Origin of the sequence: Enterococcus faecium, from assembly GCF_029023785.1 — a bacterium.
Lineage (GTDB): Bacteria > Bacillota > Bacilli > Lactobacillales > Enterococcaceae > Enterococcus_B > Enterococcus_B faecium.
Genome location: NZ_CP118955.1, coordinates 1,288,160 through 1,304,468, shown reverse-complemented (window position 1 = coordinate 1,304,468; position 16,309 = coordinate 1,288,160). Strand labels below are relative to the sequence as shown.

General features: G+C 36.7%; 13 protein-coding genes. 8 read left to right on the top strand and 5 right to left on the bottom strand.

Annotated features, from left to right (window positions below; genetic code table 11):
* Position 1: 1 nt before the first annotated feature.
* Positions 2-3,391 carry a SpaA isopeptide-forming pilin-related protein gene (locus tag PYW34_RS06345; RefSeq protein ID WP_002333013.1) on the bottom strand — a complete coding sequence of 1,130 codons (3,390 nt, stop codon included), beginning with the start codon at positions 3,389-3,391 and terminating at the stop codon, positions 2-4.
* Between the two features lie 256 nt (positions 3,392-3,647).
* On the opposite strand from PYW34_RS06345, the gene PYW34_RS06340 reads away from it, so the two are divergent.
* The gene (locus PYW34_RS06340; RefSeq protein ID WP_002334532.1) at positions 3,648-5,039 is read left to right on the top strand and encodes a helix-turn-helix domain-containing protein; all 1,392 of its coding nucleotides are present in this window, start codon (positions 3,648-3,650) and stop codon (positions 5,037-5,039) included.
* Positions 5,040-5,111: 72 nt separating this feature from the next.
* Here PYW34_RS06340 and PYW34_RS06335 read toward each other — a convergent pair whose 3' ends face one another.
* From PYW34_RS06335 to PYW34_RS06325, 3 genes are read right to left on the bottom strand one after another with little or no spacing between them, the layout of a single operon-like run.
* Positions 5,112-5,759: a TetR/AcrR family transcriptional regulator gene (locus tag PYW34_RS06335; protein ID WP_002286057.1), complete on the bottom strand. Its 648-nt coding sequence runs from the start codon at positions 5,757-5,759 to the stop codon at positions 5,112-5,114.
* Between the two features lie 7 nt (positions 5,760-5,766).
* Positions 5,767-6,453 (bottom strand): ABC transporter ATP-binding protein, encoded by a 687-nt coding sequence (locus PYW34_RS06330; RefSeq protein WP_002286060.1) that lies wholly within the window; start codon positions 6,451-6,453, stop codon positions 5,767-5,769.
* A 5-nt stretch (positions 6,454-6,458) separates the two neighbouring features.
* Positions 6,459-7,532 carry an ABC transporter permease gene (locus PYW34_RS06325; protein ID WP_002286061.1) on the bottom strand — a complete coding sequence of 358 codons (1,074 nt, stop codon included), beginning with the start codon at positions 7,530-7,532 and terminating at the stop codon, positions 6,459-6,461.
* 221 nt (positions 7,533-7,753) lie between these two features.
* On the opposite strand from PYW34_RS06325, the gene PYW34_RS06320 reads away from it, so the two are divergent.
* A complete protein-coding gene (locus PYW34_RS06320; RefSeq protein ID WP_002286063.1) occupies positions 7,754-8,428 on the top strand; it encodes a response regulator transcription factor in 675 nt (224 codons plus the stop codon).
* A gap of 4 nt (positions 8,429-8,432) precedes the next feature.
* Positions 8,433-9,773, top strand: coding sequence for a sensor histidine kinase (locus tag PYW34_RS06315; protein WP_002297809.1), 1,341 nt, complete (start codon positions 8,433-8,435; stop codon positions 9,771-9,773).
* A 148-nt stretch (positions 9,774-9,921) separates the two neighbouring features.
* Here the strand turns inward: PYW34_RS06315 and PYW34_RS06310 are convergent, their stop codons facing one another.
* Complete coding sequence (locus PYW34_RS06310) at positions 9,922-10,908, bottom strand: DUF2382 domain-containing protein (RefSeq protein ID WP_002295887.1); 987 nt, start codon at positions 10,906-10,908, stop codon at positions 9,922-9,924.
* A 723-nt stretch (positions 10,909-11,631) separates the two neighbouring features.
* Between PYW34_RS06310 and PYW34_RS06305 the strand changes: the two genes are divergently transcribed.
* From PYW34_RS06305 to PYW34_RS06285, 5 genes are all read left to right on the top strand, one after another.
* Positions 11,632-12,663, top strand: a complete 1,032-nt coding sequence (locus tag PYW34_RS06305; protein ID WP_002286066.1) for a tyrosine-type recombinase/integrase — start codon at positions 11,632-11,634, stop codon at positions 12,661-12,663.
* 108 nt (positions 12,664-12,771) lie between these two features.
* Positions 12,772-14,304 (top strand): AMP-binding protein, encoded by a 1,533-nt coding sequence (locus tag PYW34_RS06300; protein WP_002286067.1) that lies wholly within the window; start codon positions 12,772-12,774, stop codon positions 14,302-14,304.
* Between the two features lie 138 nt (positions 14,305-14,442).
* Positions 14,443-15,255 carry a hydroxymethylpyrimidine/phosphomethylpyrimidine kinase gene (locus PYW34_RS06295; RefSeq protein WP_002286068.1) on the top strand — a complete coding sequence of 271 codons (813 nt, stop codon included), beginning with the start codon at positions 14,443-14,445 and terminating at the stop codon, positions 15,253-15,255.
* Positions 15,245-15,730 (top strand): ECF transporter S component, encoded by a 486-nt coding sequence (locus PYW34_RS06290; protein WP_002286069.1) that lies wholly within the window; start codon positions 15,245-15,247, stop codon positions 15,728-15,730. The genes PYW34_RS06295 and PYW34_RS06290 overlap by 11 nt, the downstream gene beginning before the upstream one ends.
* A 22-nt stretch (positions 15,731-15,752) precedes the next feature.
* Positions 15,753-16,298, top strand: coding sequence for a TIGR01440 family protein (locus PYW34_RS06285; protein WP_002286070.1), 546 nt, complete (start codon positions 15,753-15,755; stop codon positions 16,296-16,298).
* Positions 16,299-16,309 lie beyond the last annotated feature (11 nt).

Below are 16,309 nucleotides of genomic sequence, written 5' to 3'. Positions count from 1 at the left end.
TTTAGCTGCCCCCTCTTTCTTTTTTCAAAAAAAGATACCAAATAGAAAACGCACAACCAATCATCCCTACTAGATAGATTCCTAAACGGCCAATTCCTCCCGTTTCAGGTAATGGTACTTTTGCCTGATTCGTGATGTCTAAAGAAATCTGGTTGTTTTTGGCTCCTGGTGACAGAACAGATTCATGATCTTGTCCATCCACTTGAATTGACCCATCTTCGTGTATAACTATAGTAACTGGCTCTTTTAGACCTTGGTATCCTTCTGGTGTAAAAGTTTCGGTCAGCGTATAAGTTCCAGGTTTTAAATTTTCGAATAGAAAGGTATCTGTTTCTTGTCCATCTTTTGGCAATTCTAAGTCCATTTCTGGTCCCTGCAGTCTGAATTTTGCTCCTTTTAATGTCTGTCCGTTGTCTTCTTTTTTGTGTACCGTTAGATCAAACGCTTTTAGTCGATTTTGATGAGTGAGCGTCCATACATTATTTGTCATCTCGGTATTTTTTCCCGTGTAAATGATTTTTCCATATTTATCGATTTGGAATTCATAATTTCCCGGCGAAGTATCATATCCAGCAGGACCAGCTGTTTCAACGACTCGGTATTTACCAGGTGTGAGTGAATCAAAACTGGCAAGACCTTTTTCATTCGTTGTTTGGCTGTCAATTGGCTGATAAGTACCATTTGCTTCTTTTTTCTGTAGGGAAAATGCTGCTCCTTTAAGATTTATCTCTTTGTCCGTCCCTTGCATCGTATACTTACGTACTGCTATAGGAATTTCAACAAAAGGATTTTCAATGGTCAACTGGATCGTATCATCGGAAGTAGTGACTGTTTTTCCATCAATGGTTACCGTACCATCAGAAGCAATCTTGATTTCCCAAGTAGTCTTTTTGCTTAATTCATGCCCTTCTGGAGCTTTTGTTTCTGTCAGCGTATAAGTCATTTCTTTTTGCAATTTGACATTTTCTGGAAGAGAATAGGTTCCGTCGCCATGATCTGTTAGTAAAGTATCAATAGAATCTCCTGTTAATTTGAAAACAGCGCCAATAAGATCCTTTTCACCTGTAGAGGAATTTTTCGTTATTTTCAAGTTTAACGGTGTGAATTGTTTAGTATTTTTCCATGTCATTGCATCTATTTGTTGAGAATCGTATCCTGGTACAGGTAATTCTTTGATTGTTTGGTAACTGAATGCTTGACCTTGATTATTGTATTGAGGTAGTGATAATATCTCTTGATAACTTTCTCCGCTATTTGCAGATAATTTGTCAATGTCTGCACGTTCCCACGTATTTGTTGTATCTTTAGCTGGTTTAATGATGCGGATATATCCGTTTTTCCAAGCTGCAGCATTTGTCGTATGTTCCCGTTGAATCTCAAAAGTAACTTGATCTGGACGATCAGCTAGATTGTTGTCAAATTCTTCCCATAACTTTTTGATGTGAAGACTGACTCCGGGAGCTTTAGCAGATGGTATACCGAATTCAGCTAATTCATTGGTATCAATGTTTGGCTGGAAAGTTGTCCTGCCGTTCATTTGATACCAGAAATTTGGATGGAAGTCCTCATTTTCTGTTTGGATTCTCACTTGGTAATGGATTTGGATTTCTTGGTCTTTTCCTAAATAGATCTGATTGCTCTTGATGGTATTTCCTTCTATGGAAATAGATGGAGTGACCGTTGTAGGACTTGTCCCCACACTCTTGACTGAAAGTGTACCAGGCTGATAAATGAATGGTTCTGCGATTGGATCATTTATTTGTCCATTGCTTACAGTTGCTGAGATCTGTACAGCTTTTTTGGCTAGGTATTCAGAGATATCTGTTGCATGATCAGCTGATTCATAGTAAAGATCGCCTTTTTCATCTGATGAAACCATTTGTCGCATACGAGACTCTACTTCTGCTTTTGAGAGACCAGCTGCCGGATCGCTTTGAAGTTGGATGCCAAGACCATGTATTTCGATTCCTCGTTCTTTGAGTGCCATCGCTTCTCCGATGGTTGCGATAAACGTACTGTCGATTCTTCTGGATAGATTGTTTTGGTCAGGTGCATCATAGATTCTTGAGATTAGAGAAGTATTTCCCGGCCGATCTTGCGTATTAGAAAACTGAGTTCCGTAATAATTGCTGCTTGATTGTGCGTGTACCCGCTGTACTTTATAGGAAAATGTTGGTACACCATCCGTCAGCAAAACGATCACTTTTTTATGTCCATTTGGAACGGATAGCATGCTTCCTGCATCTCTTAGTGCTTTTTGTGTAAAAGTACCACCATTTGTCCGTGAAGGTGTAATGGATTTTACTTGATTTTTCACTGAATCAAATGAACCCATCTGTACTGCACCGTTACTGTAGCTATATCCTTCGCTTGAGTAGCCGACATATCCCATATTGATTTTGTCTGTGATACCGCTATCTGCTAAAGTATCGACAAAACGATCGACACCAATCTTTACTTCACCGATCCGATTATTGTCGTTCATACTTCCTGACCAGTCTACGACCAATACGAGATCAAGAGGCGTGATATCTTTTTGTACATTTCCACGAGCATTCAAATAAACATCAAACAATCCGGGTGTACTTGTTTCCTTTGCATACTTTCGTATCGCATAGTCTGCTTGATTACCGGTTCCTCCATATTCGATATACGAATGGGTCCGATCATTAGGATCTCCATTCCAAGAATTTATACCATCCCATTGATTTGTTCCGTTTTTATTGCCTTGATGATCAAGAACATTTGTATTTCCTGTAGGTTGCCAACTGGCTTTAGGATAAGTGCCCTGATCATCTGTTGTATATTCTGTAGGAATCGTTTGATTAGATGGCACACTCACAGCTGGCAAGGATAATGTAGGCAATGTAAATGGGCTGACAGAATTTTCGTTTTCTTTTGATGATTCTTCTTCTATTTCGTCTGGCTTTGGTACTGACACATCTGTATCTTTCTTATTTTCTGTCTCATCAATAATGTCATATTCTTTATTATCGACGATCAGCTTGTTTGCCTGGCTGTGGTAAAGTGCTGGATCGATTGGAAAACTCAGATCGATAGTTTGTTTAGTGTTTGATGAGATTTCCAACGTAATTTTCCCGCTATTTACCTGATAAGCATAGCCATCTCCTTCTTTTCTTTCCACATCACTTAAGTAATTTTCGACTAGACCAATTTCTTTTTCTATCTTTTCAGCACTGGTGTTATTCGCATTTAGCTTGATGTTCAGTGCTTTTTTTCCAGACTGATCCGAAATGACTTCAGCTGAAATTGTTTCTAAAACTGTTGGATCATCTGTAGTGTCTGCTATTGCAGATAATGGCACAAAGTTTGATAAACTCAATATTATCAGCATGAAAATAACTTTCAGTTTCTTCCCTGTGGTCGTCATTTTTCCCCTCCTTTTTCTTTTTTTCTGTTTTGACGTGAATAGTGAAAATTATTAAAATAAACAGGCGTTACATAATTTTATTTATTTTAATATGATAATTATTATACGAAGGGCGCTAAAGGGAATCACACCAATTTTCATACCAATTGGTTTCATTTATGAAGTTGATTCCTTCGATTAATGAGCGTTTCATTGAAAGAAAAGGGTTGAGGGAGAAAAACATATGATCAGGTTGTTGGAATGAAACTATAGAAAGATGGAAAAAATCATTCGAATTCTGTCCATTTCTGACAAGTGGATGACTAAAAAAGAACTTGCCAAACGAATTGGTAGTTCAGAATCTACATTTGTAAGGTATATCGAAGAGATCAAAATCCGCTGGGGAACGGATGTAACGATTCAATCTTCACAAAAATTGGGGTATCGTCTTGAACATTTGAATGTACCAGCTTATTTAAATGTTCTGATGGAAATGTCGCAAAGTTCTACAAACAGTCGTTTATTAAATGAGATTATTGTCAATCCGGGTAAAACGATTGAGTATTATTGTGAAAAAATTTCCATCAGCCGGTCTTCTTTTACACGTAAGTTGAAACAATGCAATCAAATTTTAGAAAGCTATTTATTAAAAGTGATCGTTGACCAAAGTTTTCAGTTAACTAGCCTTAAAAGTGAGCTCCAGTTGCGTATCTTTGTCACCTTTTTCTTTTTAAGTTACTACGGAAGACGCACGTTGCCATTTCCAATCGAAAAAAAGAAGATCAAAGAAATTATGGTCAAGAATAATTGTCAGATGAATTTGTTTCAGGAAGAAAGCCCATATGAGCAATCTTTCTTTATTATGTATTTTGTTGTGCATCTCATGAGAGAATCCCAAGGAACTCCATTTGAATGGAAAGCTGGAGACTCTTATGTACAGTTGATAAATATCGATAAAAAAGACTTCTTAATCTTGAAAAATCTCTTAGGAAAATTGAAGTACAGCAGCTATATAAAAGTAGTGAACTATTTTGTCAATACGATTTTTTCAGAATTTTCGGAGAAAGAAAAAAATGAAATCAGTGAGCAGATACGAAAAAATATGTCCTACTGTTCGTTTTCATCCGCTGATTGCAAAGAAAAAAACGAAGAATATGTTGTTCAATTATTAACGCAAATTTATTTTTTCTCCCGTATTTTCCCATACGATACGACTCATTTGACGATCCGTGCAACTTACTTTGCACAGCAGATGCAACACCGCCAGATACGTCTATATGCTGGATTTCGTGCAGAACTTCAATTTTATTCCACTCTACTGAATCAGAATCTGATTTATTATTTATCTAGCTATATCTTTTGGATGCTTATCGGTAATCCTGAAATTCACCATTATACTTCTGATAAAAAAATACTGATTATCAGCGACTTAAGTCTTCGACATAGTCAATATATTGAAGAATATATCAGTGATATTCTTGCTGTGCATAAAATTCACTCTGAGACAACTGCTATTACTGAAGATCAGCTGTCGAAATACAATCTTCTCGAGTATGATCTGATCGTTACGAATCAACCCATTTTGAATGCCCATGTTCCTCATATATTGATTGATGATAGTGTGTCATTCGCAAATGAAGAAGAACTCATCCGCTTATTCGAGTTATGAATAATCAAAAAACAGCTATGTATAAACCACCCTGATAAAAATTTCAGGACAAATACACATAGCTGTTTCTTTTTATTGTATTCCTTCAGCAATCCAACGAGATTTATAGCGAAAGTCTTTTAACAACTCTTCTTTTGTCCAATTATTTGCAATGAGATCCGTCAAAGTGTTCATTACGAGGGTCATGGAAAAGTATAGGAAACTAACTGCTTCTTCCGACGATTGAATGGAGAAATGATTGATTCTTAATAATTCCAGCCATTTTTCGTTCATTGGAGAATCAGCCGATAGTTCTCTACGTTTGGTTGTCTGCTGATCATTTCGCTGGGTTAACAAGTATAACCTTTGCCAATAGATACTTTCGTGATCTAAGTCGCAGCACCACTCTAAATATTTTTCGATCCCCAAAAAGAAATGTTGTTTGTTTTCGCTAATGAATTTTAAGATATCTTGATGGACTATGTGAGAACTGCTTTTGATCGTATACAAATAAGCATCTTCCAAATCTTGAAAATATTTATAAAAAGCACCGCGCGACATCCCCATCTTGTCAACGATTTCTGAGACTTTGACTTGGCTGATGTGCTGTGAGCAAAATATCTCCAGTAATAGGTCATCGATTCTCTGTTTCTTTGCGTTCGATAAATTGAAAAAAGTTTCTTTTGGCATCCACATCTCTCCTTTATCTCTGATTATACGTGGATAGCCCTTCATTGTCATGAAGGATTCATTCCTTCTTTTTCTCTTCTTCTGTCAAGTACCCATCTTCCATTCGATAAACGCGATCACTCCATTGAATCATACGGACATCATGAGTAACCATAATAGTCGCTTTTTGTTTCTCATGAGCTTCTTTAACTAGTAATTTGACGACTTCATATGCATGATCTGTATCCAAACTAGCTGTTGGTTCGTCTGCTAAGATCAAGCTTGGCTCATTATATAAAGCGCGAGCAATTGCCACTCTCTGTCTTTCTCCACCAGAAAGGTCTTTAGGATAACTATTTTTAAGTGACTGGATATCTAAAGATTGCAGCAAGGAATCGATTTTTGTTGAATCTTCTTTTTTTGAAGTAACTTGGTCAACTAGTTCAAATTGTTCCTTTACCGTTAAAAAAGGAATCAAATTAGAGCTTTGGAGAATAAATCCTATTTCTTTAAAGCGTAAATCTGCTCGTTTTTTTTCTGGAAGCTCAGTTAGTGAGTGACCGTTGATCACTATTTCTCCGGAAGTCGGTGTTTGCAATCCTCCTGAAATGGTAAGGAAAGTACTTTTACCTGAACCAGAAGGACCAATGATGCTGACGAATTCTCCTTCCTTTACATAAAAATCAATTGCTTTCAAAGCTGAGACCTTTGTATGACCAGAACCAAATGTTTTGGTAACTTTTTTCATCGTTAATATTTTTTTCATTTTTATTAACCTCCTATTGCTGTAATTGGGTCTACTTTGGTTATCGTACGTATCGAAAACAATCCGCCTAGCATTGCGACAATGATCAAAATCCCACTATATAGCAACCATTGTGACCAAAAAACAGCAAAAGGCATCGCGCTTGGTAAAATCAGACTAGTCAAATAAGCAAACAAAAGAGCAAGCAGAACGCCTACCACCCCAACAATAAAGGACTGTGCTACTAAAGATTTAGCGATGAAGAAATTTTTGATCCCTTGTGCTTTCATTACTCCAAAAATAGCAGTCTTCTGAAGTGTCATCACGTACATGAAAATACCGACCACGGCAGCAACCACTAAGAACAAAAAGTATATCATCGCATTTAAGGTCATATTTTGGGCAGAATAGCCAGGAATACTTTCAATGAATGTCCCAATAGTTAATAACTGTAGACCCTTCGATGCTTTTTCTTTCGAAATTTTAGCTGAATCCTTTATTACGATCCCATTGATCGGCTGTTCTTCTTCAGAAGCAAACGGCTGTTGTCCATACTTCAAAGCAGTCCACGTATCTAGGGACGCATAGATGACGGGAGAAACTGTGTAATAAGTTTCAGGAAAGATACCGACAATCGTCAAAGGATCGTCGTAACTGCCAATTTTGATCGTATCTCCAATTTTATAGCCTGAATCAGCCAGATTTTGAGAGATGATGATTTCATTCTTTGTTTTAAATTCATGCCCTTTCGTGAGTTTTGGTAATAAAAATGCTTCTTTCGTTGTGCCGAAAACTGTAACATTTTCTTTGTTTTTTCCTTTGATTGCTCCGCTGTACAATCCGATTGGTGCTTTCTCTCCTCCTTCAATGTATTTCAGATCTCCTCTTGTTAATTGTGAAGCTGCAAATACTTGATTTGCATCCTCCGACAAAACAATCTCTTGTGCGTCCCAATCATCGATTGCTTTTTTAAACTCTTCTGAAAGTCCATTCGCTAGTCCTGACAACATGAATACGACATACGCAATCAAGAACATAATACCGACGATCAAGCCATATCGTAATTTAGAATAGCGAATTTCTTTGATAGCTAGAAACATTTGTTTTTCCTCCCTATGATAGATTGATAGTGACAAAATGTCACTTGTTGAATAGTGTAACTCTAAAGTGACAATTTGTCACTTGTGTTGTTTTTTTCTTATCAATAAATTGTCTAAGACATCTTTCGATAAAACCTTAACATGAGTCATAAAAAATTTATTTAAGCCTTATTTATGCTTTCCATGATAAACTAAAGTGACCAAATCAATGAGGTGGGAAAATGATTAAACTATTAGTAGTAGAAGACGATAAAGTATTATCCAATAATATAAAAGAAATACTCGCTGCAATCGGCGAGATAACACAAGTTTATGATGGTAGTGAAGGACTGTTCGAGTTGGAAAGTGGAGTTTATGATCTTGCAATCTTGGATTTGATGATGCCGGAAATGAATGGATATGAAGTGTTAGCAAAAATACGGAAAGAAAAAATACAGACTCCAGTATTGATTTTGACTGCAAAAGATAGTTTGGAAGATAAGATTGAAGGATTTGAACGAGGTGCAGATGATTATCTAACAAAACCTTTCTATCGAGAAGAACTGATCATGCGCGTGAAAGCATTATTGAAACGCTCGCTAGGTCTCTTTGATGAAAATGTTCTGAAGTATAAGGATATCAGTTGTGATTTAAAAAGCAATGAAGTCTTGTATAAAGAACAAGTTTTGCCCATACAAGGAAAAGAGTTTGAATTGCTCGTTTATTTTTTACAAAATAAGGGAATCATTTTGACAAAAGAGCAGATATTTGACCGGATCTGGGGATTTGATTCTGATACGACGATTACAGTTATTGAAGTTTATATGAGCAACTTACGAAAACATCTGCGAAGTACTGGATTGGATAAAGAAATCAAAACCTTACGTAATGTCGGTTATATACTGCAAAGGGTGTGATGCAATGAATGGAGATATTACACGAAAGCAACGTAGTCGCTTTTTTGCGACAAATGTAGCAGCATTTGCTTTTATCTTTTTTCTTTTGGGATTCATTACTTTACAGATATTAAACCAATCTGCATACAGAGAAACAGATCTGTCATTAGAGAAAATAAATTTTGATTCTCGAACAGTACAATTAGAGATACAAAGATATCAGCAAGGCGATCCCTTTTTAAACCCGACTCAAACGGAACAAAACAGAACAAACATGGAACAGCCATTAATGGAACCATCAAATGACCGTTTTAACACTCAAGTGATCTTGTGGTCTAAAAATGGTGAGATATTGAATAAAGCAGCTATTGGTGGGCGTTTCAACCAAATCAAAGAATTAAAAATGGATACGAAAAATCTGAATACCATCCAAAATATTGAATTAAATGAAGACAGTGGCTCATCTGCCCTCTCTTTCCGTTCGATTACGAAAAAAGCGGAGACGAATCAAGATGGCGTTGCCTACATCCAAATTTTAGAAAATACAAATCAAATCAAGAATTCATTAGCGACTTTTCGCACGATTATGATTTTGTGTATGATTGTTTTTTGGATTCTCTCTATTGGTATCAGTTATTACTTGTCTAGTCTAAGCATGCGCCCTATTATTCTTTCTTGGAGAAGACAAAAAGAATTTGTTGAGAATGCTTCTCATGAATTGCGCACACCGTTAACGATTATTCAAAATAGTTTGGAACATCTTTTTACCAAGCCTAATCATACTATTATTGAAGAATCCGAAAGCATCGCTCAAGCATTGTCAGAGACGAGGCGCCTCACTGGATTGACTTCGGATTTGCTGACAATCGCTCGGAATGATTCTGATCAGCAGCTGCTTTCAAAGCAAATGATCAATACACAAGAATATATCGAACAACTTGTTAAACCATTTCAAGAGATGGCCACCATAGATGGAAAAGAGTTTATTCTCCATAACGATGCAACATTAGAAGTACCAATTGATGAAAAAAAAATCCATCAAGTTTTGGTTATTTTGCTGGATAATGCATTAAAATATACGAATCCAGAAGATAAGATCATTTTGGATTCATCTGTTAACCATAAAGAATGGCTGATTCACGTAAAGAATACTGGCCCTTCTATCAGTGAAGAAGATCAAGCAAGGATTTTTGATCGATTTTATCGGGAAGATCAATCTCGGGCGAAAGAGACTGGCGGATACGGGCTTGGCTTGGCAATTGCAAAACAGGTAATCGAACAGCATCATGGACAGATTTCTGTATCCAATTATCTTCCACAAGGAGTCGATTTTAAAGTCCAATTGCCGTTGAAGCCTAAAAAATAATGCTTATCCCTAAAAAAGGGCTGTGACAAAAATCTTGTCACAGCACTTTTTTGTTGCGAATAAACGGTGTTCCAGAAGTAGCTTCTTCGGAAATAAGCCGAAATTTCTTTAAGCTGACCACTTCTGTCACAACCTCTTTAGCTTACGCTTACGATTTTTTATTGCGGTCTTCAATGTGTACATCACCGCTTGTGTCAATATCCAATTCTTCTCGGCTAACATCTTCTGTCACTTTTTCAACATCTTCATGTTCTTCTTTATGAATCCCAACTTCTTCACGAATAACTGTATGTTTGCTTACATCTACTTGCTCTTCTTTGATTGGGATAGTAATCGTGTCATCTTCCAAGTTTTCGTCTGTTCCCTGTGAAGATTGATCTGTTACTGGTTTGCGTTCGATGACGATTTCTTCACGTTTGACCGGTACTTCTACCGTTTCAGTATCGTTGACCACATGTTTGTGGATGTCGACTTCTCCAGTTGTCACATCATGTGTATTTACATCTAATTTTTCTTCTTTTAGTTGAATTGTATCATCATCTAGATTTGGTTTGCGATCGATGTCTTCAGTCTTGCTTGTACCCATTGTATCAGTCTCGCCAGGTACGTCCATCGGATCAGTTCCTGGTGTCATATTCAATGGATCCGTTGTATTTTGAAAGCCTGTCGTGCCACCTACGTCCATTGGATCTGTTCCAGTGCCAGTTTCTAATCCAGTCCCCATTGTGCTTGCTGGGCTAACAGTATCTTGTGTATCCATTGTATCTTCTGTTGTTTCTGGCTGACGATAGCCTTTTACTGTGATGACAAATTTTCCATCAGAAATATCTCCTCTATATTGATATAAAGGATCATTTTCTGGTGTAGCCGTCTCAGAATCATAGGTATCAAAAGAAAAAGTATCTTTTATTTTTTCCCATAAAGAACGGTCTTCTTCACCATCCATCCGATTTTCATCTGTTTCAACATCTATACCAGACAATCCGTCAAATCCTAGTCTAGATGCTGCTTCATCAGTAGTATAAATAACGATATCATCTCGTTCATACCCTTCGTTACGCAACCGTTCAATTACTGATAATGCTTCTTCCCTCGTACTATAGCTTCCGATGACCGTTAAATTTTTCTCTTCCATGTAAATTCCTCCTAGCAAATAGATTTATGATTGGTATATTGTTACTTATAAATTTATTCTATAGGAGACGATTGTTTTCTACAAATATTTAGATTGGAATTTGATTAAAACAATTTAATTGAAATTTGAAAACATTTATGTTAATGAAAGTCATATTCTAATAAAATGTCATTTGTTTCTATATGAATTTTTATGAAAAATTTCATATAATTTCCACTCGTTGTGATGGTTTAATTTATCCAATCCATCAATAAGCAAACAACTTATATAAAAAAGGATTAATTCTCAATATAATTGCTCCTACCATAGAATAAATCTTCATGTAAAGTAATGAAGTACCAACTATTTCTAATACTTCTTTAAGAATTATCCCAACAATATCGTTAGACAAACCATTATTGAATAAATGGAGAGCCAATCGATTCTGAAAAAATGTTTTCTAATTTTTCGGAAATAAAAGAAAGAGCCTCCTGCCATTAGAACGAACCAAATCCATTTCATTGCTCATGAAGTAACCACATAGCTAAAAAGAGGATAAATCAATTAAAAGATCAAAAGAATGACTGCACTAATAAAATAACTAAAAATGTATCTTCTTACTTCATATCTTTTAGCTAGTACTTAGTTAAAAATTTGCTTCCTAAGATCAAGACAAACTGTCTATCTTCATTTGATGAAATGCGGTAAAATATAGAAAATGAACACTATTGGAGGGAATTTGTAATGGACAGCAAAACTAGAAAACAACTGCAAGAAAAGTTAAAGCAACGTACACACTTGCTCCCTTCCGTCTTTCAACAGTTTTTAGAAGAAAATCGTTCTTCCCTTTCATTAGGCAGTCGCTATGAATACGCAAAAGATTTTCATCTGTTTACTGATTATTTGAGAAAAGTATTTTCTGAAGAAGTGGATGATCAGCTGATTATCCATTTAGAAAAACAAGATTATCAGAATTTCTTAGCTAAAATCTATCGACATACTCGTTCGTTCCAAACTACAGCGAACCAAGAAACGGAGCAATTGTTTGAAAATAGCTATTACGGGATTTCAAGGAAGCAATATTCATTAAATCATTTTTTACGATTTTTGTATCAAAAAGGACTGATTGAAGAAGAGATTTCTCTTTTGGGTACAAGTTTACCGGAAACAACCAAAGCAGCTCCGCGATATATCGATGCAGAACTTTTCAAAGATTTTGAGCATTTGTTTATCCCGATTGAAGGCTTTCAAACAAGCAGAGAAGCTAGCTTTGAAGAAAAGAATAGACCGAGGAACCTTGCAATTACTGCCATTCTTCTGTATTGCGGATTAAAGATCCATGAAGTAGTAGAACTTAAACGTAAAGATGTATCTTTGACCAAGCAGATTCTTAATCTGAATAGAAAAGAAAACAGACTGAATAAAGTACCAATACCAAAAGAAGCGATGCCATTTCTGGAGAACTATTTTAAGTTAACAGCACAAAATACGGACGAAAATTCTTTTGTTTTTCGTTCCTCACATGATCAGCAAATTTCTCCTCGGACTATTCGCCAAATTTTGAGCAAAATTACAGTATATAAAAACGTATCGCCAGAACTATGCAGAAAAACATATCGTTATTATGCAGAACTATATTTAGATGATGCTGACGCGGTAAATTATTTATGTGGTAATCGATACCTCTCATCCCATTCTTTTCAAGATATCTGGGAAAAGATGGTTGATTTTTCTTATCACGAATTAGCGGCATTCGTTCGGGTTTCTTCCATATAAAACAAATGTATGATCTTTTTTTCACAATAAACTATGTTATTATATAAAGGATTATGTTACGATTATCTTTAATTTGTATATTACTTAACAAAAGATAATGGAGTGTGAATGATGGAGACCATAACGTATTCCCCTTTGAACTTATTTACGAATTTTCAAGAAGCTGCAGCTAACTTTTCCGAGACCCCGATTATCTTTGATGAGCCACTTTCAGCTTTCCCAGAATTAGGACTTGAAACAACTTACAAAAAATGCTGCGAAAGTGTGTTGAAACGGGCTTATCAATTGGCTCATCTTGGAGTGAAATCCGGAGACAAAGTTATTATTTATAAGAGTTCCGCTTTTGACACATACCTTCTAGCTGTTTCTGTGTCTTACCTTGGTGCAGTGCCTGTCATGACTTCTTATCATCTACCAACAACAACAATGGAAGTATTTATCGATCGTTTAGAAGACCCTTTCATTTTATTTGATGATGAGACAAAAAAGCGAGTGAGAGAAATTTCAAATGGAACAAAATCAAAACAGATTCCTATTCTTTATTTAATGGAACAACCTGCTTTGTCTGTTTCTCAATCATTTTTAGACAAAAATGAAATTTCTTATATGACCCATACTTCTGGTACAACTGGTATCCCTAAACTTATTTGTCATTCTGCTCATTCTATGGGATGGCGGACGAAATGGCAAAAAACAGTTTTCACAAAAATTTCGGAAAAGAAATTAATCGCTTTTCACATCTCTCCAGTGCATTCCAGATTCAATATTGGTATCTCTTCTTTGATGTCCATGGGATTTCCTATGATGCCTTTAGCAAACGCACAAAGTTCAAAAGTTGTTCATATGTTGGAAGCTCACCGGCCAATTGCACTAGAGACCCATCCGAATAACTTTGTTCAGTGGCGTTTTACTGCTAAGGAGCATCCAGAAGCTTTTTCGGGTATCCGATACTATCACTCCACTTTTGATGCTATAAACAACCAGACAATGAAGACATTTTTGCGAACGTCGATGGCACAGGATGCGGTATTTCTTCAAGTATATGGCCAAAGTGAATGCGGACCAATGATTCTTAAGGCTCATACACTAGAGAGTTTGAAAACAAGTGATGCAAGAGATATGGGCGTTGGACTGGAAGACATGACAAGCGCTCGGATTACAGATTCAGTTGGGAATGTCCTACCTGAAAACACAGATGGTCATATACAATTACTGTCTAAAGGACGGGCTTTGACTTATTACAAGGAAGATGCACGGTTCCAGGAAAATGTTTATGGCGATTGGTGGGATAGCGGAGATTACGGTTTTATGGATAAGCATGGCCACCTATTTTTGAAAGATCGGCAAGTGGATTTGATCGAAACGATCAATAGTACATTAGCTATTGAAGACTTTTTATTAGATTCGTTAGATTTTTTGGCAGAAGTAGTGATTGTAAGGGATAAAAATCATTCTCCACAACCGATTATTGCTTTAGCTCCTGATAAAGAAATGGATTGGAATCGATGGTGGGAGCAAGTCCATGAACTTCCTCGCTTGAACGTCCCTATCATCCGTGATTTTGATGCAATCCCGCGAACAGCTACAATGAAAGTGCAACGGCTTCAAATCGAGAAAGAATTAAAATCACAAAAGTCCTAACTATTTAAGGAAAGAAAGATCCATTTTGGTCTTTCTTTTCTTTTTGTTTTTTTAAATTGGATGAGATAAAAATATGCCAATTGGCTGTTTTTCTTTTTTGAAAATTTCGTTATACTCTTATTCATGGAGGAAAATGTTATGAAAAGAATCTTGACAATTGGCGGTTCTGATCCATTTGCTGGTGGAGGAATCCAAACAGATTTAAAAACTTTTGAGAATTTTGGTCTATTCGGACTAAGCGCCTTGACTTCTATAGGGGCACTAGATATTAATGAGCGATTTATGCTGGAATCTATATCTTTGGAATTGCTTAAACGACAGTTAGTTTCGATTGATAAAATGACTTCATTAGATGGTATCAAAATTGGGTTATTGAATTCAAGTGAAGCAATCATGGTTGTTCGAGACTTCATAAAAACAAAACAAAATATCCCAATCATTTTAGACCCTGTTTTGGCATTCAAAGAAACTGAAGCTGTGATCAATCAATTGTATATTTCGCAGCTCATCGAAGAACTTTTTCCACTTGTTACGATGATTACGCCTAATTTGGCAGAAGCTGCTTTACTTTCTGGTCAAGCTCTTCCCTCTTCGTTAACAGAAATGATCCATCTCGCTAAAGAACTCACTGCTTCAGGAACAAAAAACATTGTGATCAAAGGCGGCACAAGGATGGCTGGAGATGAAGCTGTGGATCTTCTCTATTCAATTGATCATTATGAGGTATTTTCTCATAAAAAAATCGACACTACAACAGTAAACGGGGCCGGTTGTGCCTTTTCTTCTGCAATAACAGCGAATCTTGTGTTAGGGGCAGATTTTACCAAAGCAGTAGCAGAAAGTAAAAAATTTGTTGCCCATTGTATTTCTAATGGCGTGCTGATGAACGATCATACCGGAAGTGTCTGGTCTGGCGGTATTCAAAAAGGAGGAATGAGAAATGAAAACTAAGCAATTAACGATCTATGCTATGCTGATTGCGTTGACAGTTGCCCTTTCATTAACAATTTTGATCCCTGTACCGGCTACGAATGGATTTGTGACATTATGCGAGGCCGGGATCTATACCGCTGCTTTTCTTTATGGTCCAACGGGTGGATTAGTTGTTGGTGCTTCCAGTGGTCTATTGATCGATTTGATTTCAGGGTATCCGCAGTGGGCAGTTTTTTCATTAGTGATCCACGGGTTACAAGGATATGTTGCTGGTTCTTTCAGCAAATCTTCTACTCGTATGTGGGGATTAGGGCTTTTATTAGGAAGCTTAGTTATGATCATCGGCTATGGTATCGCCGGTTGGATTTTATATGATTGGCCGGCTGGAGTGGCTTCTATACCAGGAAACATCTTCCAAAATCTGATTGGAATGGGACTTGCCTTTCCTATAACTGCAAGTCTTCAACGTATTCAAGCACGGAAGCAATATTAATTGAAAAAGAAGGTTTTAGAAAATGAAGTTGTCAGAAAAAGAATTAAAAGACCAATTGACTGAAATAGTTAATGACATATTGGCTGAGGCACACTTGAAAAAAGGTGATCTTTTTGTTTTAGGATGCAGCACAAGCGAAGTCGTTGGAGGACATATTGGAAAAAATTCCAGTGCGGAAGTTGGTCAATGGATCATCCGTACGTTAAAAGAGTTGTTGGATCCTAAAGAAATTGCGCTAGCTGTCCAAGGTTGTGAACATTTGAACCGAGCATTAGTAGTAGAACGAACAGTGGCAGAAGCAAAAAATTTCGAAATTGTCTCTGTTGTTCCTGCACTACATGCTGGAGGTGCTTGTTCTGTTGCTGCTTTTGACCAGTTCAATGATCCTGTCGAAGTGGAACACGTAGTTGGACAAGCCGGTATCGATATCGGTGACACATCAATCGGTATGCATATCAAGCATGTCCAAGTACCTGTCAGACCTCGTTTGAAAACCCTTGGACAAGCTCACGTGACAGCCCTTCGCTCTCGTCCTAAATATATCGGTGGTCCTAGAGCGAATTATTGAAATGAGTAATT